This window comes from Acinetobacter variabilis (assembly GCF_000369625.1).
Lineage (GTDB): Bacteria > Pseudomonadota > Gammaproteobacteria > Pseudomonadales > Moraxellaceae > Acinetobacter > Acinetobacter variabilis.
The window spans coordinates 123,091-146,981 of record NZ_KB850113.1; the positions used below are offsets into that span (position 1 = coordinate 123,091).

Sequence of the window (23,891 nt, forward strand, 5' to 3'; positions counted from 1 at the left end):
GAACAGATGGTCTGATTATTTGATAAATCAATCTATTTAATTAAAAAAACCCCTGATCATACAGGGGTTTTTTTATGCAAAACCGATTATAGTGGTGGAGCATTTAAGATCGCTTCTTTGGAACCTGGTAGACCTGGCTGAGATTCTGGAATGGTTTCCAGACCTTCAATACGTTCTACGATACCAGACTGATTAAAGTAAATTTTTAGATGCTGGCCTTGGGCTGCTGGGATCTTGGCTTTTTTAGCATAGGTTCCTGGGGTATAGTTGTAGATGTAGTCCCAGCGTAGCGGATTGAGCGGATCAGATACTGTTGGACTACCGAGCAGGAAACGCACCTGTTGGTGGCTCATTCCTACCTGAATTTTAGAGGCTTGTGCTTGAGTTAAAGGTGTTCCTTGAGGAATATCAACTTTGTACACACCTAATGTCGAACAGCCGACAAGCAATGAAGTGACGAATAACGTCAGCATGATTTTTTGCATTTTGCTACACTATCCCAAATTAATTATGATGCATTTGATCCAAGGATAGATCATACTGCATCTAAACTTTGTTGCCTATTCCAACTTTGATTTTGTTGAGAGACCTTTTTACATGCCTATTTCAAACCAAGATTTACGAAAAGCTGGACTGAAAGTTACCCTTCCACGAATTAAAATATTAGAACTATTAGAAAACTCTAGACAGCATCACCTTAGCGCTGAAGACATTTATAAGACTTTACTCGAACAAGGGGAAGATGTGGGTCTTGCAACTGTGTATCGTGTGTTAACACAATTTGAGGCAGCAGGGATTATCGAGCGTCATAATTTTGAAAATAATCACTCAGTTTTTGAAATTATGCAAGAAGATCATCACGATCACTTGGTTTGTCAAAATTGCAACAAAGTCGTTGAATTTACAAATGATGTTATTGAACATGAACAGCACGAAGTTGCGAAGAAATTTGGTTTTGCATTGACTGGTCATTCACTTAATCTTTACGGTTATTGTGACGCGCCTGAATGTCAGGAAGCTTACCGTAAGAAATAATTCAGTTTTTGGCTGAAATAAAAACAGGCTTTATTAAAAGCCTGTTTTTTTTATGCTTGGAAAATGATCAGGTTTGACCATCAAAAGTAATATTGGAATGCGCACGTAATAAATGCTCTCCACCTTCTTCTGACAGTTTGATTTGCAGACGCAGGTCGTTTGGTGAGTCAGCATGTTTTAGTGCATCTTTATAGCTAATCTGCTTGGCCTTATACAGGTCATATAATGCCTGGTCGAAGGTTTGCATGCCCAGTTCACGTGAACGTTTCATCAGATCCTTGATCTCATGCACATCACCTTTACGGATCAGATCCGCAATCAATGGCGAATTGATCAGGATTTCAATCGCTGCACGGCGGCCATTACCATCAATGGTAGGAATCAATTGCTGTGCCACAATGGCTTTCATGTTGAGGGACAGATCCATAAACAGCTGGCTGTGACGGTCGACTTCGAAGAAGTGAATGATACGGTCGATGGCCTGGTTAGCGTTGTTGGCGTGCAGGGTCGCAAAAACCAGGTGACCGGTTTCCGCAAAGGCAATCGCATAGTCCATGGTTTCGCGAGAACGAATCTCACCAATCAGAATCACATCTGGTGCCTGACGTAAGGTATTTTTCAATGCCACTTCAAAGGAGTCAGTATCAATGCCGACTTCGCGCTGGGTGATGATACAGCCCTTATGCTGGTGCACAAATTCGATCGGGTCTTCAATGGTAATGATATGACCTTTGGAATTTTCATTACGGTAGCCAATCAAAGAGGCGAGGGAAGTAGATTTACCCGTACCGGTTGCACCTACAAAAATAATGATTCCGCGTTTGGTCATCGCCAGTTCTTTTAGAATAGGCGGTAACTTCAGCTCATCCATAGTCGGAATGACGGTTTCAATACGGCGCAGCACCATGCCTGGCTGATCACGTTGCTGAAAAGCACTAACACGGAAACGTGCCGATTTGTCGGGGTTGCTGATGGCGAAGTTACACTCACGTGTGTCAGCAAATTCCTTGCGCTGCTTCTCGGTCATGATTGAGTTAAGTAGCTGCCCCACAGCCGCGCCCGGCAATTTTACCGAGCCAATCGGTACAATCTGACCGTTAATCTTGATAGAGGGTTCAACATCGGCTGTAATGAACAGATCCGAGGCCTTTTTCTCTACCATATAGTTGAGTAAGCCGTTAAAGTCCATGATAAAACCCCAAAAAATTAATTATTTTTATAAGAATGATTCAGGCTGTTTTGCTGCAGTACGGGCAACTTGCGGACTGATAATACCTTTCGATACCAGCGTTTTCAGACTTTGATCCAGCGTGGTCATGCCATAGTTAGCACCGGTTTGAATCGCAGAGTACATCTGTGCCACTTTGTTTTCACGGATCAGGTTACGGATGGCTGGAATACCGATCATGATTTCATGTGCAGCCACACGACCACCTCCATTTTTCTTCAACAGGGTTTGTGAAATAACGGCTTGCAGCGATTCAGACAACATGGCACGGACCATGTCTTTTTCTTCAGCAGGGAACACGTCAATCACACGGTCAATGGTTTTTGCCGCTGAGGTGGTATGCAGGGTACCGAAGACCAAGTGACCGGTTTCCGCAGCAGTCAATGCCAGACGGATGGTTTCAAGGTCACGCATCTCACCGACCAGAATAATATCCGGGTCTTCACGTAATGCAGAACGTAATGCTTCATTAAATCCATGCGTGTCACGATGCACTTCACGCTGGTTGATCAGACATTTTTTTGATTGGTGTACAAATTCGATTGGATCTTCGACTGTCAGGATATGGTCATAGCGATTGTCATTGATATAGTCCAGCATCGCTGCAAGCGTCGTTGATTTACCCGAACCGGTTGGTCCTGTCACCAGTACAATACCACGTGGATATTCACAGATATCTTTAAAGATCTGGCCCATACCTAGATCTTCAATGGTCAGTACTTTAGATGGAATAGTACGGAATACTGCGCCTGCACCGCGGTTCTGGTTAAATGCGTTCACACGGAAACGGGCCACGCCTGGAACTTCAAATGAGAAGTCAGTTTCCAGATTTTCTTCATAATCACGGCGTTGCTTGTCGTTCATGATGTCGTACACCAGTTTGTGTACTTCTTTATGTTCCAGTGCAGGCAGGTTGATGCGGCGTACTTCCCCGTCCACACGAATCATAGGTGGCAAGCCTGCTGATAAGTGTAAATCCGACGCACCATTTTTAGCAGAAAAGGCTAACAGTTCTGTAATATCCATAAGGTCCCCGAGTTCATTAAAATGTTATTTATTTTGCTAGAATAATAAGGCTTTCCCACAGCTTAACCAACACTTAGTTGATGAGCAAGGGAAAAAAATCCGCACGAAATGAGAACCCCATCAATGAATATGCTGCAACAGTCACGAAATCAGGTTTTAGCTCAGATCCAGTCCGCCTGCGCTCTGGCCGGGCGTGAGCCGGATTCGGTGCAACTTCTGGCCGTCTCCAAAACCCAGCCTAGTCCTGTGCTGGCAGAAATGTATCAGGCTGGTCAGCGTGCCTTTGGTGAAAACTATTTACAGGAAGCCCTAGAAAAAATCACGGCACTCAAAGACCTGGATATTGAGTGGCATTTTATCGGTCATGTGCAGCGCAACAAAACCAAACATCTGGCAGAAAATTTTGCCTGGGTGCATGGGGTAGATCGCCTGATTATTGCTGAACGTTTATCTAATCAGCGTAGTGATTCTCAAGCTGCGCTTAATATCTGCCTGCAAGTCAATATTGATGGGCAGGATACTAAGGACGGTTGTCAGCCTGAGGAAGTAGCAAAACTGGTGACACAGGTCAGTCAATTACCGAATTTGCGCTTACGTGGTTTGATGGTGATTCCTGCGCCAGATAATACCCAAGCCTTTGCGGATGCCAAAGCCTTGTTCGAAGAGGTCAAAAGCCAACATGCAAAACCTGAAGACTGGGATACTTTAAGTATGGGGATGTCTGCCGACATGACTGAGGCGATTGCAGCAGGTTCTACCATGGTACGTGTGGGAACTGCCTTGTTTGGCGCACGTCCTAAAAAAGCGGACTGATGTGTACTAACAATTGAGTTTTGGGAAAGCGTTATTGCAGAGTAGTTGATAACGCTTTTTTTCTTTGGGGTTCCAGCCATTGGGCCATAAGCCAGGCAAAGAAAATTAAGCTGCACATGCTCATAAATAAGGATAAAACGGCACCCTCAAGACCATGATCAAGCGTTGCAGGAAAGCAGCCTAGAATAAAAAGCAGTAAAGGGAAATGAGTGACATAAAGTGTATAGGAGAAATTTGCAGACTGAGGCCAAACTGGTTGATATTGGCTTTGTTGATGTTGCAGCTGCACAATCCAGCAGACAAAGGCGAGTCCCATACACAGGTTAAACGGCACAAAATAATTTACACGATATAAGTCAGCCTGTTCAATGACATGAAACTGGTAAGCATCCGCACAGGCAATCATAAACGCCAAGCCAAACAGTACTAATTTAACGAGTTGTAGTCGATTCAAAAAACGCAGCTGAATCTGCCGGAATGAACTGGCAAAGGCAACTAGCCAGAGCAGAAAATAAAACAGAAACTGAAAGTTCAGTATGGAAAGCCCTAGAAGCAAGATAAAAAAGCCAATTTTAGCAATTGCAGAATCTTTTAAAAAAGGCAGAAATCCGGCCAGCACATAAAACCAGACTTCAAAGCTTAGGCTCCAGAGCGGTGCATTGGCAGATACCGTCGGTGTAATAAAGCCATTGAGAAAGAATAAAGAACCCAGAAAATCCCGAGTATCAATGTTATAGGCAGTCCGGATCATCATGCCAAAACTGTTCTGGAACTCATGGCTATGTGAAGCAAAAAATGTAGGTGCTATTGCATATAGAATTAGACTGAAAGCGGATGCAAACAGAAAGGGCGGTAAAATGCGGCGATAACGCTGCCGTATATACTGCCGCAGATTAAAATTTTCATGTTTTTGGATGTTGTTCTGAATCGAAGTCCCGATTAAAAAGCCACTGAGCACAAAAAAGATCATCACAGCAGCCTGGCCTAATAGACGTACCCAGGAATATAGGCTCAGATCAAAAGGTGCGGTAAAAGCCTGAAAACTATGACTGAATAGCACCACAATGGCACTGATACCCCGTAAGCTCTCAAGTTGTAAGCTGAAATAGGGCGAGAGCTTGTCCGAGGTAGAGTTCATGCTTTAACCTATAATTTGAATAGTACTGGCACCGGCACCGACCGGTTTCACCTGAATCTGGACCGGAATCCGTTCATGCATCTCCTGCACATGTGAAATCAGCACTACTTTACGCCCCTGACTTTGTAAATGATCTAAAGCATTCATGACCATATGTAAGGAAGCCGGGTCTAAAGTACCAAAACCTTCATCAATAAATAGCGATTCCAGCTTCATAGAGCCGGAAGCCATATTGGCAATCGCTAAGGCCAGAGCCAGAGAGACCAGGAAAGTTTCACCGCCAGAGAGTGACAGGACAGGACGTACTTCACTGTTCATATCCAGATCGATAATCGCCAGACTTAAACTGTCTGGAATCCGGTACAGCTGATAACGCGGCGCCAGGGGCTGTAATTGCTGATTGGCATATTCGACCAGAATATCTAGATGATGTTCCTGCGCGATTTTCTGGAATTTGGTGCCTTCCTTATGGCCGATCAGGTCATAGATCCGGCCCCAACGATATTCTTCAGCTTTGACCTGTTCAATCTGATGCTGGTAGCGTTGTAAGGTCGATTGGTTATTGGTATGTATTCTTAATTTGGTAGCAACCTCATTACAGGCATTTTCCTGTTCAGCTTTTTCCTGTGCCAGACTACTTAAGCGCAGTTCAACTTCTTCAAAGCTAAGTTCAGGCTTGGACTTCAAATGATGCTGATATTGTTCTTCCAGAATGTCCCAAGCCGTTTTGGCATTTTCAACCGCCTGATATTGTGCCTGTAATTGCTGGCGAATTTGCTGATGCTGTTGCAAGTCAATATCCAAGCAATGCTGGATATGCTCGGCATCAAATTCAGGATGTGTATTTTGCCAGTCTTGAATAGATTGCTGGCATTGCCTAATCTGCTGTTCTAGTTGCTGAATCTGGGTGATGAAACTCTGTTTTTTCAGTTCAGCTTGTTGCAAATGCTGATCATGCTGCTGGGTCATCAGACTCTGTGCCCGTAGCTGTTCATCCAACGCCTGTTGTTGTTGCTCCAGATGGTCACGCCATTCCTGTGCTTTAGGATAAATCTGTCCGGCATGTGTGAGGGTCAGATGGTTGAGCTGTTCACGTAGTGCTTTGCCCATATTCAGCGCCGTATTCATCTTTTGCTGTAACTGAGCATCATATTGTTGATGCAGGCTGAGCAGATCACGTGCCTTTTCAATCTGCTGATTTAAGCTTTGGATGTGAGTCTCTAGGGTTTTGAATTCCTGAGACTGTTTCTGACGTTGTTGCAGTTGTTGAGATAACTGCTGACAGCTTGATGAGGCATCAGTAATCCAGGATTTCTGCAAGGACTCAGGCAGTAGATGAAGAACTGGCTGAATCATTTGTTCTAGCTGTAAATGCTGCTGCATGCTAAAACGTAACTGATCTAACTGTTGCTGTTGCTGACGCCATTTTTTCCAGTCACTTTGCTGATTTTGCAGGGTCTGTGCTAGCTGCTGTTGCTCTTGTTGAAGTTGAAGCACATGCTGGCCAAGCTGTTGCTGCAAATGATCTGTACTCTGGCTTAAATCCAACAGCAAATCAAATTGCTGAAGATCCTGATTCAACTGAACCTTCTGCTGTTGTAGTGTCGTACTAAGCTGACTGCTGCGTTGCTGATGTTGCTCAATTAAGGTTTGCAGTTGAGATTGCTGGATTTGTGCTTGCTGCCATGTCTGAGTCAGTTGCTGTAGTTTTTTCTGAGCTTCCTGAAGCTGCTGATCATGTAGTTGTTGCAAAGCATTTTCTAGCAGTTTCTGATGCTGTACAAAAGGATGCTCATGACTGCCACAGACCATACAAGGCTCATTTGGTTTCAGCTGTGCACGTAATTCCTGCACACTTTGTGCCTGTAATAAACGTTGCTGAGCCAGTACTTGTTGCAATTGTTCGAAGGCCTGTTCTGCTTCCTGACGTTGTTGCTGCAATTGAACCCACTCGGTTTCTAGTTGTTTTAAACGATCATGATAGCTTTCTAACTCGCGATTCAATTGCAGGCTTTCAGTTTCTAAGAGAGCCATTTGCTGTACGGTTCGCATCAAAGCTTCAAGCTTCGAATGCTGGGTACTGAGTTGCTGTTGTTGGGTCTGGAACTGTTGGATTTGCTGTTCAAGCTGATCCAGATGAGTATAGCGCTGAGTGAATTCCTGCAAGCTGGCAGATAAAGCCTGTTGCTGCTGTTCCAGTTCAGTGCGGCTGGATTGGAAAAGTGCTGAGTGCTGCCGCATGAATTTCTGATGCAGTTCCTGATAATCCTGCAAGCGTTGTAAGGTTGCTTGTGGCTCGTCATCAAAAACCGCTAAGAAGCTCTGTTGTTCCAGTTGCTTTTGAATCTGATGGTACTGAGTCTGAACCTGTTGTGAACGTTGCTCAGTCTGCACCAGCTGATTCTGAACAGGCTGAATCTGCTGGGTTCTATAGGTCTGCTGTTCGGCTAAAAGCTGCTTATACTGCTCGCCAATCGATAGCATTTCATGATCCAGTTTGAGTCCCTGATCCAGATAAGGTTTGATCTTCTGAAACTCTTGTTGCTGCTGTTGTTGCTGTTGCTGAATATGCTGCAATTTGCGCTGCTCACTATCACGCTGCTGCTGAACGGACGTGAATTCGGCAACAAAGTTTTGCTGCTCAGTCAGTAAATGGCTACGCTGTTTCTGAAACTGCTGTTGCTGGACAAACTGTTCCCGGATCTGCTGAAACTGATCCAGTTGATCTAATAACTGTTTTTGCGGTGTCATTTTCTGTTCAGCATCCAGCTGAACCGTATAGATTTCTTTTTTGGCCTGAATTTCAGTATAGAGATAATGCTGCTGGCGATGCCATTTCAGGTCATTTTCCAGTACTTTTTCGCTCTGGTTTAGATGCTCAACCACCTGTTTTAAAGTCGTGTGTTGCTGCTGTAGGGCAGCAATATCTTCTTCAGATAATAGTTCCAGATGACCGATTAATTTTTCCAGATCAGCGCGTTTTTGCTTCACCTCACTGTGTTTTTCAAAGGCCTTCTGGCTGACCAGACTGAAAATCTGAGAATTGGTCAGATACTCCAACAGATCGGCACGTTCATTATCTTTGGCTTTCAGAAAAGCGCCAACTTCGGACTGCGCCAATAAAACTGCACGAGTAAATTGCTCAAAACTCAAGCCAACCAGTTTTTCAATCAGCGGCGTGCATTCAGAAATCTTCTGGTTTAGAACCCGTTGATCATCCAGACAGGTAATAGCACGATCGACCTTTAAATTACCATCCACTTTCTGCCGGGCACGACGAATTTCCCAGCGTGCCGTATAGCGTTTCTGGTCTAGGGCAATAAATTCAAGCTCGGCAAAACCCTGTACGCAGCCACGGCGCAGAATATTTTTGGAGTCCTTGATCGAGACATCCTGGCCACCTGCATCTTTCAGGCTACCTGTGGCGCCTTTTAAACGTGGAATTTCGTTATACAAGGCCAGGCACATGGCATCAAGCAGGGTGGATTTACCAGCACCGGTTTTTCCGGTAATTGCAATCAGGCCAGCATGTGCCAGTGGATTCGATTCAAAATCAATATGATGCGTACCAGCGAGAGAAGCGAGGTTATTTAGGCTCAGACGGATAATTTTCATGGCTGATCCTAAGCTTGTTGTTTTTGTGCAAGTTCATGTTGGGCTTCGACCAGTAACTGCTGAAAATCTTGCTGCACTGAATGATCCTGGCTATAGCCCATTTTTTCCCAGATATTGAAAAACAGTGATTCAGGCGTTGGAGGTACCAAGTCAATTTTAGAGCTATCAGCCTGATCTTCTGCCTGACGTTGATAAATCCGGCTGATGCGTAACAGACGATAACGATTTGGCGGCAGTGCCTGTTCAATCTGCTGACGTAAATCTACTGATGGCGGTGCATCAGTAGTGTATTCAATTTCCAGAAAATGTCGTGCTGCCAGATGCTCAATTTCCCCAGTCGGCAGTGCTTTTACTTTGCTGAGCAGATTTTCCAGATTTTCCCGAATTCTAAATAGCTCGACATTACGAGGAACTTTTAGTGCTTCAAACTGAAAACGCTGTTCAGCATTTTGTTCAGGATCGATTCTGACTTCAACAACCTGATGCGAATAGTTGATCTCACTAAAGGATAGGGGAATCGGGGAGCCACTATAGCGAATATGCGGCTGACCGACTTTCTGCGGTTTATGCAGATGTCCCAGAGCGACATAGTCAATGACTTCATCAAATAGCGCCGTTGAGAGAGCCTCTTCATTGCCGACGATAATTGGACGTTCGGAATCGGAAGTTTCACCGCCTTGCATATGTGCATGTGACATAAGAATCAGTGCCTGATGTGGCTGCTTACGTGCTTTGGCTTCGGCAATCAACTGTTGGTGCAGATAGCTGATGGCATTCTGGCTATTATGGGTATGTTCATTAATACCGGTAATTTCGGCGCTACGTAAATAAGGCAGGGTTAGGCACCAGGCAATAATCTCTTGCTGCTGGTCATAAATTGGAACCAGCAAACGATCCAGATCAAGAGCATTGTCCGCAGTCCGGCCGACAATACCCACCGCTTTGGCATTGAATTTGGTCAATAAAGGCTGAACCTGCTCAATCCGGTAACCTGAATCATGGTTGCCGGCAATCATCAGGGTTTGCATATGCGGTGCCAGTTCATGGGCATCGGCAAGGAATTGATAAAGCTGTCTTTGGGCACTGGAAGCGGGATTGATGACATCAAAAATATCACCGGCAATCAGTAGAGCATGTGGCTGTTTTTCCTTGATTTGTTCAAGGAGCCAATTCAGGAATTGCGCATGTTCAAATTCACGGTCATGGTTATGGAAAAACTGTCCCAAATGCCAATCAGAAGTATGTAGAAAATGAACTGCCATGTATACCCACCTTTATTTTTGCCTTCCTACTATAGAAAAAAGCCCAGCTAAAAATCTACTTGAAAAAAATATTTTGATCTATTTCATTGCTGCCCGTCATTAAAACTATTTTCAGCGTAGTTTTGAATATAAGAATAATACTTGTGAAATCAATAAAATATGATGTTTATATATAAAGTGTTGAATACAGCGTTTTTATTTTAAATCTTACTTCAGGCAATTTCATAACATCTGAATAGCAGAACCAATATTTTTATAAAAATTGCTAAAAACAGATTTGAAAAACTACAGGCAATCATTATTTTATGCTGCATAAGAAGCTAATAAAGATTGGCAGGCGAATTGTTAAAAACAGTTCGTCCAAAAAATAAAAACCGACGATTCGAGTGATGATGAAATCGTCGGTCAAAGATTTGTGTATAGTGAAAATTTTGGCTGCTATTCAAAATTTTCTAAAACACTGGACTTATTGCTTTAGCAAAGAGAACGAAAATTTGTGGATGCCAGTCCAAATTTCCGAACCTTGTACCCTATATAACGTCAGCATCTCGCTTTAGGTTGACAATAAAATGAAAAAAAAATTAATTTTTTTTATACTAGTTGATTAATTGTCCTTGAGTCCTGCTAATGGTGCCTCTAACTCGCTATTTTCTCTGGTTTTTCTTCCTATGTTTTATTTTTACCTGCATTTGCGGGGTTGTGGCGGCGTTAATGCCGACTGGCATGGGTGCAGTATTAACCATTGTGCCTTATCTGGTGGCGATGATCTGGGTACTGTTTAATTTTTTAAAAAAGGAACAACGGGCGCCAACCCAAGCAGAACGTAAAAAATTCACCTTAGGATTCAGTCTGATTTACTGGGGCTATAATCTGGTATTTTTAATTCTAGGGATTGCTATTGCGACGCGTTCCAATCCGAATGCCTGGCAGGACTTTTTACTATATCTGCAACAGCCCCAATTTATGAGTATTGTCGTGATCATGTTCCTGCTCATCGCGATTCCGCTTTATCTGCTGACCTACTGGTTTTATGGCAAACAGGCACAGCGTATGGCAGCAAAAATGTTTGGCTAGGATTTCCTGCTCTTTATATCAAAATTGTTGAGATTAAATTCAAAATGCTAAATCAGGCTGATAGAAAATTAGAAGTGACGTATAATTTGAGCAATACAATAATAATGGCTCAGAATAACCATGTATAAACCTGTAGTCCTCATGACAGGCGCCAGCGGTTTTATTGGCAGCCATCTGGTGAAATTTTTACTGGCTCGTGATTATGCGGTAATCGGCCTGACCCGGCAGAAAAAATTGCGAGAAGAGCATCCTGATTTTCACTGGATTAATGATCTGGAAGAATTGAAAAATCATCAGATTGACTATGTGATTAATCTGGCTGGTGAAAGTATCGGGCAGGGTCGCTGGACAGCCGCACGCAAAAAGAAATTGCTGGACAGTCGGTTAAATACCACCAAGCAGTTATATGACTATCTAGAAAAAAATCAGATCAAACCCAAACGTATTATTTCGACTTCAGCGATCGGCTACTACGGAATCGATCCGCAAGAACGCTGGGATACGGTGTGTACTGAACAAAGTCCGCCACAATCCATTTTTATGTCAGAACTGTGTGAGAAATGGGAAAAACTGGCCTTGTCTTATACAGGGCAGGACACCAAAATTGTTCGCTTTGCTGTAGTGTTTGGCCAAGGTGGCGGGATTCTTCCGCAGATGTTATTGCCAATTAAGCTGAATATGTTTGGCCGAATTGGCCACGGGCGTCAGCCGGTGACCTGGGTACATTTACAGGATGTCATGCGGGCGATCGAATTCCTGATGCAGCAGTCGACCCAGCAACAGGTATTTAATGTGGTGGCACCTGAAAAAGTCAGTCAGGCGCAGTTTGCCCGGATCGCAGCACAGGTGCTGAAACGAAAACCTTTATTACCATTACCAGCATGTAGTATGAAAATGATGTTGGGTGAACAGTCACAACTGATTCTGAATGGTCAATATGTTCAGCCCAAAGCTTTGCAGGAAGCTGGATTTGAATTTAGCTATCCAACACTGAAAGAAGCCTTGATTGAAATTTTAAACCGTTAAAGAGTGCGGCTGTAAGCGCTGTATCGGACTATAATGCTGTGGATCTACGATGGTCGGTTGCTCCAGGATTAACTGAGACAGCAGTTTTCCAGAAGCAGCACCCATACATAAGCCATTACGGAACTGGCCAAAATTGGTCCAGAGATTGCTCAGATGCGGAATCTTACCGATATAGGGAATGCCATCTGGTGAACTTGGGCGTAGACCAGCCCACTGTTTCACAATCGGAAAATCAGCCAGTTCCGGCACCATTTCCAAGCAAGCAGTTAAAATATCCTGACGGATTTCAGCAGAAGGCGAGGTATCAAAACCGACCTGACGCATGCTGGAACCACACAGCACATGCCCATCACGACGTGGAATCAGGTACATGACCTTGTTCATGCACATGGTTGACAACCAGTTTTCTGGTGTTTTAAAGAGCAACATCTGGCCTTGAACCGGATGAACTGGAATGTCCAGACCGAGCTGTTCAGACCAGCGTGCAGACCATGCACCGGTGGCAATGACGAACTGATCTGCTTTAAAGCTCAGGCCATTTTTAGTGGAAACACTGTGTACATGATCTTGCTGGATATTTAGCTGAGTAATATTGCAATGCTCTTGCCAAGTGACACGCGGATGCTGTTTAAGGTAAGCAATAATGGACTGTAACAGTCGCGGATTGCGGATATTGGAAAGTTCTGGAAAATAGATCGCCTGTTTAAATTTCGGATCTACTTTGGAATTGATTTGCTGGATTTGAGGCTGATTCAGATATTCGGCATGTTGCTGTGGATCCTGATATTGCTCGGCATAGCGCAGTCCGATTTCAAAATCCGTTTCATCAAAAATCAGCATACCGGTTTCATGGATCTGGAAATCAATCCCGGTAATCGGTTGCAGTTTCTGGTTCCAGGCTTGATACAGCGGTTTGGCATAGCGGGCAAGAGCATTAACAGCATCGGGATAACGCCAGGGATACATTGGGGAGAGGATACCGCCTCCGGCCCAAGAGGCTGCCTGTCCAGCCGCTTGCTGATCAAAAATCGTAATAGAACATCCCTGTTCAAGCAATTCCAGAGCTGACATCAAGCCAGTGATGCCTGCTCCGATAATGGCGATATGCATTGCGCCAAGGTCCTTCTATTTTATTTCATGTCTTTCAGTTTGAGCGCCGCTTCTTCCGCGAAGTAAGTCCAGATACCATCTGCACCGGCACGACGGCAGCACATCAGGGATTCAAGAATCACGCTATCAGATAACCAGCCATTCTGAATCGCAGCAGCCAGCATGGCATATTCACCACTAACCTGATAAATAAAGGTAGGTACACCGAAGGTATCTTTGACTTCACGAACCACATCCAGATACGGCATGCCCGGTTTAACAATCACCATATCTGCACCTTCCTGGATATCCAGTGCAATTTCATGCAGTGCTTCGGCACGGTTACCGAAATCCATTTGGTAATTGTATTTATTGCCGCCTTTTAGGTTGCTAGCCGAACCGACAGCATCACGGAATGGACCGTAGAAGCTAGACGCATATTTGGCTGAATAAGCCATAATAGAGGTATAGATATGGCCATTCTTTTCAAAGGCCTGACGAATTGCACCGATGCGGCCATCCATCATGTCACTTGGCGCGACAATATCAGCTCCGGCTTCTGCATGGCTTAAAGTCTGCTTGATCAGCGCTTCAACCGTTTCATCATTCAGGACATAACCGGTTTCATCAATGATACCGTCCTGGCCATGCGTGGTATAAGGGTCTAGCGCGCCGTCGGTAATCAGTACCATTTCCGGTAATTCTTTTTTCAGCAGACGAACGGTCTTCTGTACCAGACCATCTTCATGCCAAGCGGCTTCTGCAGTCAGGCTTTTATCTTCTTGGGGTGTAACCGGGAACAGCGCCAGCTTATTGACACCTAGTTCGAGCAAACGTTCTGATTTTTTTAACAACAAGTCAGCAGACAGGCGCTGCACATTTGGCATACTTGGAATGTCTTGGGTCTGGTTTTGTCCCGGAAGCACAAATACTGGATAAATCAAGTGATCAGCACTGAGATGGGTTTCACGTACCATAGAACGTAAATGCTCATTTTTACGAATACGACGCATGCGAGTTGCAGGAAACGCGGGACGATTGAACGTATAGGTCATAAAAATCTCAGTAATCAGTATTAAACTAGGCCTCTATTGTAACCCTATCTGAATTTTTTGGGCATAAATTAGCGGTTTTTTATTGTTGTAGCTTCGGGCAGACTTATGACTAAGACAGAAAGAAATTGGACAGGTAATATACATTTAGGTGCAAAAGTGGATATTGAAGTGGTCTTAAACCAGTTGGTACACGCTTTTAATACCTCTCCTTTTTTTAAGCATAATGGCATGACCATGCGGGTGGTCGATGGTCAGATCGAAGCATATGTTGAAATGCAGGATTTCATGATTGGAAATGTGGCATTTCAGATTCTGCATGGTGGTCTTGCAGCGACCATACTCGACAGTATTGGCGGAATTGTGGCGATGGGTGAGCTGTACAAGAAAGCTGAACCGGAAACTATTGCCGATACGATTAAAAAGGTATCACGTCTGGCGACGGTAGACATGCGCGTGGATTATCTGGCACCCGGTCGTGGTAAATATTTTATTGCCCGTGCAGAAACCTTACGTTTGGGGCGTAAGAGCTGCACCATGCGCATGACCATGGTCAACGATGATGACAAGCCGATTGCCACAGCGATTGCTTCATATGCCTATTAATTAAGTTTATCTCCTCGATCCTGGCTCATTCTGGGCCCGAACTAAGCTCTTATTCCTGGAATAGGGGCTTAGTTTTTTAAACTTCCGAGTAATATTTTTTTGCATATTTTCTAATTTTTATTATTAGAATGCATGAAAATTAAATTAATACGGCTTTCTCATTTTACCCATTGATCAATAAACGGGATATGAATCTATTATACATTCATGTCAGTGCTGGTCAGTGTGGCTGCGTGACCAAGTCTGTTGGATTTAGGAAAAAATCAATGACAGATGTACAAGACACCCTGCCAGAAAACGCATCTGATGCAACTTCGAATCAAGCTTTAAAAAATAAACGTAAAAAGGCCCTGAGTATCGTTGCTATCTTTATAGTGATTGCACTGGTGCTGTTTCTGATTTGGAAATTCTTTCTGAACAATTCAGTCAGTACTGAAAATGCCTATGTGGGTGCTGAAACGGCTTCTATTACGTCTATGGTGAGTGGTCAGGTCGCTGAAGTATTGGTTCATGATACCCAAGCGGTCAAACAGGGCGATATCCTTGCCAGAATTGATGACCGTGATGCCAAAATTGCAGTGGCTCAGGCACGTGCAGAACTGACCAAAGCCAAACGCCAGTACAAACAGACTGCGGCCAATAGCGGGGCTTTAAGCTCACAGATTGGGGTCAGTGATGATGCAATTCGCAGTGCTGAAGCTCAGCTGGCTCAGGCTCAGGCAGCCTTACATAAAGCACAAGATGAATATACGCGTCGTGAAAAACTCAGTGCGAGCGGTGCAGTGTCTAAAGAAGAACTCAGTACCGCACAATCTGCATTGGATACTGCCAAAGCAGGCGTAGCTTCTGCTGAAGCGGGTCTGGCACAAGCAAGATCCAGTCAGAAAGCCGCACAAAGCAATTTAGCGGCGAATGAAGCCTTGATTCAAGGTGCGAATGAAAACTCAACGCCTGATGTATTAGTCGCTGAAGCCAAACTGAAACAGGCCGAGCTGGATCTAGAACGTACTGTCATTAAAGCACCTTTTGATGGAGTGGTTTCACGCCGTTCAATTCAGGTGGGTCAACGTGTGGCGCCAGGTACAATGCTGATGATGGTGGTACCAGTAGATCAGCTTTATGTTGATGCCAATTTCAAAGAAAGCCAACTAGAAAACGTCCGCGTGGGGCAGAAAGCCGAACTGACGTCTGATCTGTATGGTAAATCGGTGAAGTATCACGGCACTGTGGTGGGTTTCTCTGGCGGTACAGGTTCAGCCTTTGCTCTGATTCCGGCTCAGAACGCGACGGGTAACTGGATCAAAGTGGTACAGCGTTTGCCAGTCCGTATTCAGCTGGATCCGAAAGAACTGGCCGAGCATCCACTACGTGTGGGTCTGTCGATGGAAGTTGAAATCCATTTTAAGAAGTAATTCCCGATGAATAAATATGTTCCATATGGGAATCTGACCGGCGGCAAGCTGATGCTGGCGGCCTTTGTGCTGGCATTGGCCAATTTCATGGTCGTGCTGGACATGACCATTGCCAATGTCTCGGTGCCGCATATTACCGGTAGTCTGGCAGTGTCCAGCTCGCAAGGCACCTGGGTCATTACGTCTTATGCAGTTGCAGAAGCGATCTGTGTACCTTTGACGGGATGGCTGGCGGGCCGCTTTGGTAGTGTTCGACTCTTTGGTGTCTGCTTGCTCGGCTTTACCATTTTTTCAATTCTGTGCGGGATTTCAACCAGTCTGGAAATGCTGGTATTTTGCCGGATCGGGCAGGGGCTGTTTGGCGGCCCGATTATGCCGCTCAGCCAGACTTTATTGCTACGCATCTTCCCACCTGAAAAACAATCCCAAGCGATGGGTATGTGGGCGATGACGACCGTTGTTGGACCAATTCTAGGCCCAATTCTTGGCGGTACGATTAGTGATAACTTGTCCTGGCACTGGATTTTCTTTATCAATATTCCAGTGGGTCTATTCTGTGGTCTGGCTGCATTGAAGCTATTAAAGCCAGCGGAAACTGAAACCAATGCTTTGAAGATTGATAAAGGTGGTTTGTTCTTATTGATACTTTGGATTGGTGCGCTGCAATTAATGTTAGATCTCGGTCATGAACATGACTGGTTTAGCAGCTCCTTTATCGGCACATTGGCAGTGATTGCTGTGGTCGGTTTAATCATCTTTACCATTTGGGAGCTGACCGAACGGCATCCGATTGTAGATATCCGGATCTTCCGATATCGCGGATTTACCTTTGCTGTGCTGTCATTAGCCTTTGCCTTCGGTGCCTTCTTTTCCAGTATTGTACTGATTCCACAGTGGGTGCAAATTAATCTCGGTTATACGGCCACTTGGGCAGGTTATTTAACCGCGACCATGGGTTTTGGTAGCCTATTGATGTCACCGATTGTGGCGAAGATGGCGACCAAATATGATCAACGTATTCTGGCCAGTTTTGGTTTGACCTTGCTTGCCGTGGTCACCTTAATGCGAGCTTTCTGGACTACGGATGCGGATTTTATGGCATTGGCCTGGCCACAGATTCTGCAAGGTTTTGCGGTGCCATTCTTCTTCATTCCACTCTCCAATATGGCATTGGCCTCAGTCCAGCCTCAGGAAATGGCATCAGCAGCAGGTTTGATGAACTTCCTGCGGACTATGGCTGGAGCGATCGGAGCTTCAATTGCAGTCACGATCTGGGATGATCATAGTAAAGTGGCACGCAGTGAGCTGGTCGGTAAACTGAATGTCGAGGAAACCCAGAATACCTTGATGGCTCAGGGCATGAGTTCGGATAGTGCCTTGGGTTATATTTCAAGTCTGGTGGATAAAGAAGCATTAACCCTGTCAGCTAATCACCTGTTTTTAATACTGGCGATGGTCTTTGTTTTTGCTGCCTTAATCATCTGGTTGGCACCACGACCAAAAGCGGGCGTGGGTGGAATGCCATCACATTAATATTTTCCAAAATAAAAAACCGCTAACTATTTAGCGGTTTTTTTCGATCTTATAAATCTGATTTGGCCCGTTTTAAGGCATTTTGCCATTTGGCCAAATGGGCTTCACGTTCATCGGACTGCATTTTCGGTTCAAAGGCGCGATCTAGCTGCCAGGATTGAGAAATTTCATTTAAATTAGAAAATACCCCTGACTTTAAACCTGCCATCGCTGCTGCACCCCAAGCGGTGGATTCCAGCATTTTCGGACGCAAGACAGGCACATTCAGCAGGTCAGCCTGGAACTGCATCAGCATATCATTACAACTGGCACCGCCATCGACACGTAGTTCTTTTAACGGATGGGCAATATCCGATTGCATGGCTGTCAATACATCAGAGACCTGAAAGGCAATCGATTCCAGTGTAGCTCGGGCAATATGAGCTTTATTGGTTCCACGCGACATGCCACACAGCAGGGCACGCGCTTCACTATCCCAATGCGGTGCACCCAGTCCGGTAAAAGCAGGAACTAAGACCACGCCGTCGGTATCTTTAACTTTACAGGCTAACTTCTCTATATCACTGCTCTTTTGAATGATGCCAAGCCCATCACGTAGCCATTGCACCACAGCACCGGCCATAAAAACGCTACCTTCCAGGGCATAACTGGTCTGTTCCTGTGCCTGCCAGGCGAGGGTAGAAAGTAATTTGTTCTGGCTGAGCTGAATATCATGACCGGTATTGAACAGCATAAAACAGCCGGTGCCATAGGTATTTTTTGCCATACCGGGTTCGAAGCAAGACTGGCCAAATAAGGCAGATTGCTGATCACCCAGAATACCGGTAATGGGAATCGTAGCCCCTAATAAACCCGGTGCCGTATCTGCAATATGACAATCAGAACTGATGATTCGTGGCAGAACTGAAGCGGGGATATTAAACAGGTCGAGTAGTTCGTCATCCCAGCGTTGAGTTTGCAGATTCATCAACATGGTGCGGGAAGCATTACTCGCTTCAATAATATGCTCAGCACCTTGAGTCAGGTTCCAGATCAGCCAGCTATCAATGGTGCCAAAAGCCACATGACCTTGCTCTGCGAGTGTACGTAAGCCATCAATATTTTCTAATAACCAGACCAGTTTCCCTGCACTAAAATAGGGATCAATCCGTAATCCGGTTTTTCGTTGTACCTGATCCATCTGGCCTTGCTGAATGAGCAAATTACACCAGTCTGTTGCACGACGATCCTGCCAGATAATCGCTGGCGCAAGAGGTTTGCCATTACGACGATCCCATACCACAGTCGTTTCACGCTGGTTGGTCAGGCCAATCGCTTTAATGTCTTTCGCCAGAATCCGGGCAGTAGCTAATGCCTGTTGAACTACTGCAATCTGCGAGCTCCAGATTTCCTGTGCATCCTGTTCGACCCAACCGGAGTGTGGGGTCTGGATATGGGTTTCGCGTTGAGCTGTTGCCTGAATCTGTCCGTGTTCATTAAAGATGATTGCACGGCTAGACGTCGTTCCCTGATCGAGTGCCAATAAATAGCTCATAATTTTTTTAAATGTTGACTTGAATTATGAAATATTAGCGTAATTATGTAATCAGGCGCATTCAAAAGTGTATTTGTGTAGAAAATGCATCATATTTTTTGCCAGTTATGCTATGATGAGCTTGTACTTTGGGGATGTTCTTGGCTTCGACGCCGATGATGAAACTCATAGATGCATGCCGAGAGCGCATTTTCTCTCGTAAATAAAATTTGCATTTAAATAGTCGCAAACGACGAAACTTACGCTCTAGCAGCCTAAGGGCTGCTTGTCCGCATCTCTGAATACTTGTGGTTAGAGATCCCGACTGAAGCGAACGCACACAAGTCCGTATAGAGTCAAGCCTCGGGGCTTTATACCAAATTTAGAGGATCGCACCTTGAACCCTGTTCGTCGGGTCTCTTGGTGTTAAAACAATAGACGATATCTAAGCATGTAGTATTCTCGAGCGTAGTGTTGGCGGACGCGGGTTCAACTCCCGCCATCTCCACCAAAATTCTTGTTATAAATCAGCCACTTATATTAAGTGGCTTTTTTATTGCCACATATTTGCCACATTTTTCATTCCAAGAGCTTTCGATTTCGACGTATTTAGGCTGTACGAGTTACGCTAAGTTTCGCAATTTCTTGCTTGTTCTTATCTCCATGCAACCATTTTGTATAGCGTTTGATCAGCATTTGTAGGCTATGCCCAAGTTGATCGGCTACAAACATTGGATTGACGCCATCCATGAGCAACATCGTCGCATAAGTATGTCTTGCATTGTATGCGGGGCGGTGACGTATAGAACACGCTTTCATCGCTTCTACAAGACGCTCTCTAGGTGGTTTTTCATTAAAGAATGGTTCCTTAGTCTTGGGACATAGCATCACATAATCTGTTTGGTAGCCTTGATCCTTTTTAAATTGAAGCAAAGCTTTCAAAGCCAGAGTTGATCGTTCATTCAGATAAACCTCGCGAGAAGTATGTGTTTTGGTCACTTTCTTTTCCATTCCTCTTACACGGCTTTTGCTGACCTTGAATGTTCCATTGAACCAATCGATATCGCTTTCTCTGAGAGCGATCATTTCTGAAGGCCTACAGCCAGTCCAAAAGGCAAATTCAAAGTACCAACGATAAAATTTGTCCTCATCATGTAAGCTTTTATCGAGCCAAGCCAATAAGGCTTCCATCTCCTTGCGTGTGAAGGGATCAGGTGTTTCAACTTGGACCTTACGATTCTTAATTTTATTCATGGGGTTTGCAGAAATCTGATTATGCTTAACAGCCAATTCAAATACCCCTCGTAGAGGAGTTATGCAGTTATTAAAAGTCTTAGCTGTTTGAAAATCACGATCGATAATGACTTCCTCAATATCTTCGGTCGTGATATTGGCAATAGGTGTTAATGCAAAATAAGGCATCCAATGGCATTCCAAAATTTTTCTATACCCATTTTTTGAATCTTTATTCGCACCTGAAAATTTTAGGAACTTTTGAGCCATACCTTGAAATAGAACTTGTTCTTCATCTGCTAGATTATTTTCAGGAATTTCGATACCTTTTGCCTTTGAAATATCAGCTTCAGTCAAAATTCCCCATTTAGCTTTGGTTTTTAAATCACTTTTAATTTTAGCGGCTGTACGAATCCCTTCCGCAGTTGGCGGGTGGGGGAGCGTAATGAAATAGCGTTGTTTTTTGACGCTGAAATTGATTTCGATGGCACCATCTCTAATTCGGACACCTGGTGGTAACGCTTTTTCGTCTGCTCTGTCAGCCATTGGTTATAACCTCTCAGTGAATAATAGATATTTCCGTCTTGTTTGGTCCAAACAAGGTCTTGTGGCCAATTTTTTCGCCTATGTGTCAGCTTTTGTTCTTCAATGCCTGTAAGTTTTGAGAAAACAGAGGCATCCACCCAATCGATAGGTGTAAGTCCAAGTTCTAAGAGAACTTCTAAAATTTCATGTTGCATAAAATCACTTAGCTAGATGAGCTGATTTTAAAAAAAATATTTATGGTTAGGCATAAATAGCCTTAGACATAAACCGTCATGTGAAAAACTTATCACATGAAATTTTTTTAGAACTCGTTTTGTTTAAAACTTCAAAAAAATGGTTATTTTTAAAATTTATGAAATAAATAAATCCTTCTTAATCGCATTTAACCCTGTCTATTAGGTACAAGATTTGGTACTTAAATTCTAAATATCATGAGTTAAGTACCATATTTGGTATCTATTGAATCAGCTTAAAAAATTTAAAAATGACTTACTTTTTTTAATTTTTTAAATAAACGCCCTGAGAACGTTGGCAAGCTTTTCACCACTTTTACGATCAATAATTTGTGCAGACATTCCTAAATTTTGAGGCCCATCCACATCAGCAATTTGAGTATCACCAATGAACAGAACTTCATTGGGGTGGCATTGCAATTGATTTAAAAAGTATTGATATATCATCGAATCAGGCTTATAGGTGCCTACCTTGAAACTCCATGCATAGGCATCTAAAAGCGGAAGTATGCTTTGTGCTCTTTCACCATAAGGTGTCGCTGCATTGGAGCAGATCGCCAATTTGTATCCTAGATTTTTAAGTTCAATGAGCGTTGGAATTGAATCTTCAAAAGCTTGCATATGCTTTAAGTCATGCTGAAGATCGTTGTTCATTTCAGCTAACAAGGGTGCGGGTAGTTGATAACCGAAATAAGAAGCGATTGTCTCAAAATTGCCATCTAGCGACATGATCATCGCAGCATCATTTGGTTGTGGTTTTCGCCCTTGTTGTTTAAGCCATTTCATCATTTTTTTATAAGGTGATTGGCTATTTTTAATTTCAATTAGCGTTCCAAAAACATCAAAGGCTACTGCTTTATAAGGTCGTTTACTCACTATTCTTATCTCATTAAAAGTTTAAGCATATGGTCTAGCGTTTTATATCAACTCTTTTATTCATCAAAATTTAAGTCAGAATCATTTAAAGAGGAGGGCGAACTGAACTTTCCTGCTTTATTTGATTAACTTAAATTCAAACCTATCTGTTCAGGTGAATGCCAAAGCATTTTTAAGTGTCCTAGTTGGTCTCTGAGATGAGCGGCTTTACGGATGATATATTTTTTTTGTTTCAGCCATTCATCCAGGCGCGCATCGTCATAATGGATGTCTATCTTCAGTTGTAAAAGCTGGTTATATAAGCCACGCTTTTCAGATGACATGGCTTCTAGAATAGATGGTGGAGCCATGGGCTCTAATGGATGTAGCAACCCACCTTCAGCCTGACAAGATTTGGTCTTTGCTTGTTGAGAAGAAGCAGACACTCCGCTAACGGTTAGCCCTTTTTTCATTAACTTTGATAATGGCAGAGTTGGAGATTCAGCCTGATTGTGATCTTCAGTTTCAGCATTTGCAGGTTCAGTAGATTCTTTCAATAGCTCGCTGATTTTTCGGTAATTAATGCTATAAAAGTTGGTTTGAATCCATTTATTTTGAGATAGCTTTTTGACAACCAAAATGCCCACTTTCTTTAGCTTGGAAACTATACGTTTGATCGTGGAGGGACTGTATGTACCTAAGGTCTTAGCCCATTGCTCATAGCTGTGATAAAAGTACTTCTGTTGCTGAATTACTTGAGCTTCACCACTTTGCAGGCAGTAATGAAGCTTTTGAAGGAAGATCGCTGATGGCACCCCATACGCTTGGGCAAGCGTAGGAGATGCAATAAGAGGGTAGTCGCCTTGGACTAGTAGTTTTGTTTTTTTAGTCATGAGAATACTCACTTAAGGCTTAGTAAGTGGTATTAGACGATTTGGGGTGCGGATGTTGCTGAGTTCGGCGTAGCCAATCTTCAGGATACTCCTGACTATAAGATGCATAATGCTGACCAGACCAATATTCTTGGTTGAGTTCATCATAAAATTGGTTTTGAGGGCATGCTAGATGCTGCTGTTCAGCTTGTAAGTCTTGTGGAATGTTATCTTCAGCTTGATCTAAAGTTTTGTAAATATCAAGTAAGGCTTGACGCTGTTTGTGAGATAGATGTTTTGCGCTTTCAATAAGAAGTTGCTTAGCAAGTTTTTTTGGCGTGCAAAGACTTGCACTATTGAATTTGTCATTCATAGTCGTATGCTCTTGGTCGATTTAGAACATACCACCACTCCATTTCCACTAGAGTATTTGGTGGCAGTTTAACAGGGGTGGAAATACCGTTCCAAGAGTACGGCCAGCATAAAGCTGCCCTGTCAAACCGCCATAAAGACTGTTTAACAGTAGGCAAAAAAAATGCCGCATGAGCGACTTTTTTTTGCTCTCTTGGATAATAGCAGGTTTCCACGCCTGAACACAGATTTTGCTGTGTTGAATTTAGGTTATCCCGCTATGTTGAATAGGTCAAGGCCTTGAAATAAAATTTTTTAAAAAAGATGAAAAGTAGAGTGATAGCTAACATGTGCTAAATATATTTAATTATTTTTATTG

The 23,891-nt window shown here is 43.7% G+C and carries 20 protein-coding genes and 1 other RNA gene; 8 read left to right on the forward strand and 13 right to left on the reverse strand.

Annotated elements, in window-relative coordinates; translation table 11 throughout:
* Positions 1 to 86: 86 nt before the first annotated feature.
* Positions 87 to 485 carry an outer membrane protein assembly factor BamE gene (locus F897_RS06335; protein WP_004783238.1) on the reverse strand — a complete coding sequence of 133 codons (399 nt, stop codon included), beginning with the start codon at positions 483 to 485 and terminating at the stop codon, positions 87 to 89.
* Positions 486 to 597: 112 nt separating this feature from the next.
* Between F897_RS06335 and fur the strand changes: the two genes are divergently transcribed.
* A complete protein-coding gene (gene fur, locus F897_RS06340; RefSeq protein ID WP_005234317.1) occupies positions 598 to 1,035 on the forward strand; it encodes a ferric iron uptake transcriptional regulator in 438 nt (145 codons plus the stop codon).
* A 67-nt stretch (positions 1,036 to 1,102) separates the two neighbouring features.
* Here the strand turns inward: fur and F897_RS06345 are convergent, their stop codons facing one another.
* Both F897_RS06345 and F897_RS06350 read right to left on the reverse strand, forming a co-directional pair.
* Entirely contained in the window at positions 1,103 to 2,224 is a 1,122-nt protein-coding gene (locus F897_RS06345) for a PilT/PilU family type 4a pilus ATPase (protein WP_005234318.1), read from the reverse strand.
* Between the two features lie 27 nt (positions 2,225 to 2,251).
* Positions 2,252 to 3,289, reverse strand: a complete 1,038-nt coding sequence (locus F897_RS06350) for a type IV pilus twitching motility protein PilT (protein WP_004783232.1) — start codon at positions 3,287 to 3,289, stop codon at positions 2,252 to 2,254.
* A 123-nt stretch (positions 3,290 to 3,412) separates the two neighbouring features.
* On the opposite strand from F897_RS06350, the gene F897_RS06355 reads away from it, so the two are divergent.
* Entirely contained in the window at positions 3,413 to 4,102 is a 690-nt protein-coding gene (locus F897_RS06355; RefSeq protein WP_005234319.1) for a YggS family pyridoxal phosphate-dependent enzyme, read from the forward strand.
* Between the two features lie 31 nt (positions 4,103 to 4,133).
* On the opposite strand, the gene F897_RS06360 is transcribed toward F897_RS06355, so the two are convergent.
* Genes F897_RS06360 through F897_RS06370 form a run of 3 tightly spaced genes read right to left on the reverse strand, consistent with a single transcriptional unit; the run spans position 4,134 to position 10,117 of the window.
* Entirely contained in the window at positions 4,134 to 5,240 is a 1,107-nt protein-coding gene (locus F897_RS06360; protein ID WP_005234320.1) for an acyltransferase family protein, read from the reverse strand.
* A 3-nt stretch (positions 5,241 to 5,243) separates the two neighbouring features.
* Entirely contained in the window at positions 5,244 to 8,855 is a 3,612-nt protein-coding gene (locus F897_RS06365; RefSeq protein WP_005234321.1) for an AAA family ATPase, read from the reverse strand.
* Between the two features lie 8 nt (positions 8,856 to 8,863).
* Complete coding sequence (locus F897_RS06370; protein WP_005234322.1) at positions 8,864 to 10,117, reverse strand: exonuclease SbcCD subunit D; 1,254 nt, start codon at positions 10,115 to 10,117, stop codon at positions 8,864 to 8,866.
* Between the two features lie 627 nt (positions 10,118 to 10,744).
* On the opposite strand from F897_RS06370, the gene F897_RS06375 reads away from it, so the two are divergent.
* Both F897_RS06375 and F897_RS06380 read left to right on the forward strand, forming a co-directional pair.
* On the forward strand, positions 10,745 to 11,191 hold the full coding sequence (locus F897_RS06375; protein ID WP_005234325.1) for an ABZJ_00895 family protein: 447 nt from the start codon (positions 10,745 to 10,747) through the stop codon (positions 11,189 to 11,191).
* A gap of 120 nt (positions 11,192 to 11,311) precedes the next feature.
* A complete protein-coding gene (locus F897_RS06380) occupies positions 11,312 to 12,217 on the forward strand; it encodes a TIGR01777 family oxidoreductase (RefSeq protein ID WP_005234327.1) in 906 nt (301 codons plus the stop codon).
* On the opposite strand, the gene thiO is transcribed toward F897_RS06380, so the two are convergent.
* Entirely contained in the window at positions 12,206 to 13,327 is a 1,122-nt protein-coding gene (gene thiO / locus F897_RS06385) for a glycine oxidase ThiO (protein WP_005234328.1), read from the reverse strand. The genes F897_RS06380 and thiO overlap by 12 nt on opposite strands.
* A gap of 20 nt (positions 13,328 to 13,347) precedes the next feature.
* Positions 13,348 to 14,361, reverse strand: a complete 1,014-nt coding sequence (gene hemB, locus F897_RS06390; RefSeq protein WP_005234330.1) for a porphobilinogen synthase — start codon at positions 14,359 to 14,361, stop codon at positions 13,348 to 13,350.
* Between the two features lie 105 nt (positions 14,362 to 14,466).
* Here hemB and F897_RS06395 point away from each other — a divergent pair, with 105 nt between their 5' ends.
* The 3 genes from F897_RS06395 to F897_RS06405 all read left to right on the forward strand — a co-directional run bounded on the left by F897_RS06395 (position 14,467) and on the right by F897_RS06405 (position 17,909).
* Entirely contained in the window at positions 14,467 to 14,964 is a 498-nt protein-coding gene (locus F897_RS06395; RefSeq protein WP_004783220.1) for a thioesterase family protein, read from the forward strand.
* Between the two features lie 266 nt (positions 14,965 to 15,230).
* Positions 15,231 to 16,376: an HlyD family secretion protein gene (locus tag F897_RS06400; protein WP_004783219.1), complete on the forward strand. Its 1,146-nt coding sequence runs from the start codon at positions 15,231 to 15,233 to the stop codon at positions 16,374 to 16,376.
* 6 nt (positions 16,377 to 16,382) lie between these two features.
* Complete coding sequence (locus tag F897_RS06405; protein WP_004783218.1) at positions 16,383 to 17,909, forward strand: DHA2 family efflux MFS transporter permease subunit; 1,527 nt, start codon at positions 16,383 to 16,385, stop codon at positions 17,907 to 17,909.
* 49 nt (positions 17,910 to 17,958) lie between these two features.
* Here F897_RS06405 and glpK read toward each other — a convergent pair whose 3' ends face one another.
* Positions 17,959 to 19,443: a glycerol kinase GlpK gene (gene glpK / locus F897_RS06410; protein WP_004783217.1), complete on the reverse strand. Its 1,485-nt coding sequence runs from the start codon at positions 19,441 to 19,443 to the stop codon at positions 17,959 to 17,961.
* A gap of 130 nt (positions 19,444 to 19,573) precedes the next feature.
* On the opposite strand from glpK, the gene ssrA reads away from it, so the two are divergent.
* Positions 19,574 to 19,933: a transfer-messenger RNA gene (gene ssrA / locus F897_RS16975) on the forward strand.
* A 98-nt stretch (positions 19,934 to 20,031) separates the two neighbouring features.
* Here the strand turns inward: ssrA and F897_RS06415 are convergent.
* The 4 genes from F897_RS06415 to F897_RS06430 form a co-directional block, all read right to left on the reverse strand.
* Positions 20,032 to 21,201 (reverse strand): site-specific integrase, encoded by a 1,170-nt coding sequence (locus tag F897_RS06415; RefSeq protein WP_005234331.1) that lies wholly within the window; start codon positions 21,199 to 21,201, stop codon positions 20,032 to 20,034.
* A 506-nt stretch (positions 21,202 to 21,707) separates the two neighbouring features.
* Complete coding sequence (locus F897_RS06420; RefSeq protein ID WP_005234332.1) at positions 21,708 to 22,310, reverse strand: HAD family hydrolase; 603 nt, start codon at positions 22,308 to 22,310, stop codon at positions 21,708 to 21,710.
* 125 nt (positions 22,311 to 22,435) lie between these two features.
* A complete protein-coding gene (locus F897_RS06425; protein ID WP_005234333.1) occupies positions 22,436 to 23,182 on the reverse strand; it encodes a hypothetical protein in 747 nt (248 codons plus the stop codon).
* A 19-nt stretch (positions 23,183 to 23,201) separates the two neighbouring features.
* Positions 23,202 to 23,534: a hypothetical protein gene (locus F897_RS06430; protein ID WP_005234334.1), complete on the reverse strand. Its 333-nt coding sequence runs from the start codon at positions 23,532 to 23,534 to the stop codon at positions 23,202 to 23,204.
* Positions 23,535 to 23,891 lie beyond the last annotated feature (357 nt).

Excerpts from the sequence above, each read along its gene's own strand:
- F897_RS06335 (WP_004783238.1), bottom strand. The coding sequence starts at position 485 with ATGCAAAAAATCATGCTGACGTTATTCGTCACTTCATTGCTTGTCGGC.
- fur (WP_005234317.1), top strand. The coding sequence starts at position 598 with ATGCCTATTTCAAACCAAGATTTACGAAAAGCTGGACTGAAAGTTACC.
- F897_RS06345 (WP_005234318.1), bottom strand. The coding sequence starts at position 2,224 with ATGGACTTTAACGGCTTACTCAACTATATGGTAGAGAAAAAGGCCTCG.
- F897_RS06350 (WP_004783232.1), bottom strand. The coding sequence starts at position 3,289 with ATGGATATTACAGAACTGTTAGCCTTTTCTGCTAAAAATGGTGCGTCG.
- F897_RS06355 (WP_005234319.1), top strand. The coding sequence starts at position 3,413 with ATGAATATGCTGCAACAGTCACGAAATCAGGTTTTAGCTCAGATCCAG.
- F897_RS06360 (WP_005234320.1), bottom strand. The coding sequence starts at position 5,240 with ATGAACTCTACCTCGGACAAGCTCTCGCCCTATTTCAGCTTACAACTT.
- F897_RS06365 (WP_005234321.1), bottom strand. The coding sequence starts at position 8,855 with ATGAAAATTATCCGTCTGAGCCTAAATAACCTCGCTTCTCTCGCTGGT.
- F897_RS06370 (WP_005234322.1), bottom strand. The coding sequence starts at position 10,117 with ATGGCAGTTCATTTTCTACATACTTCTGATTGGCATTTGGGACAGTTT.
- F897_RS06375 (WP_005234325.1), top strand. The coding sequence starts at position 10,745 with ATGGTGCCTCTAACTCGCTATTTTCTCTGGTTTTTCTTCCTATGTTTT.
- F897_RS06380 (WP_005234327.1), top strand. The coding sequence starts at position 11,312 with ATGTATAAACCTGTAGTCCTCATGACAGGCGCCAGCGGTTTTATTGGC.
- thiO (WP_005234328.1), bottom strand. The coding sequence starts at position 13,327 with ATGCATATCGCCATTATCGGAGCAGGCATCACTGGCTTGATGTCAGCT.
- hemB (WP_005234330.1), bottom strand. The coding sequence starts at position 14,361 with ATGACCTATACGTTCAATCGTCCCGCGTTTCCTGCAACTCGCATGCGT.
- F897_RS06395 (WP_004783220.1), top strand. The coding sequence starts at position 14,467 with ATGACTAAGACAGAAAGAAATTGGACAGGTAATATACATTTAGGTGCA.
- F897_RS06400 (WP_004783219.1), top strand. The coding sequence starts at position 15,231 with ATGACAGATGTACAAGACACCCTGCCAGAAAACGCATCTGATGCAACT.
- F897_RS06405 (WP_004783218.1), top strand. The coding sequence starts at position 16,383 with ATGAATAAATATGTTCCATATGGGAATCTGACCGGCGGCAAGCTGATG.
- glpK (WP_004783217.1), bottom strand. The coding sequence starts at position 19,443 with ATGAGCTATTTATTGGCACTCGATCAGGGAACGACGTCTAGCCGTGCA.
- F897_RS06415 (WP_005234331.1), bottom strand. The coding sequence starts at position 21,201 with ATGGCTGACAGAGCAGACGAAAAAGCGTTACCACCAGGTGTCCGAATT.
- F897_RS06425 (WP_005234333.1), bottom strand. The coding sequence starts at position 23,182 with ATGACTAAAAAAACAAAACTACTAGTCCAAGGCGACTACCCTCTTATT.
- F897_RS06430 (WP_005234334.1), bottom strand. The coding sequence starts at position 23,534 with ATGAATGACAAATTCAATAGTGCAAGTCTTTGCACGCCAAAAAAACTT.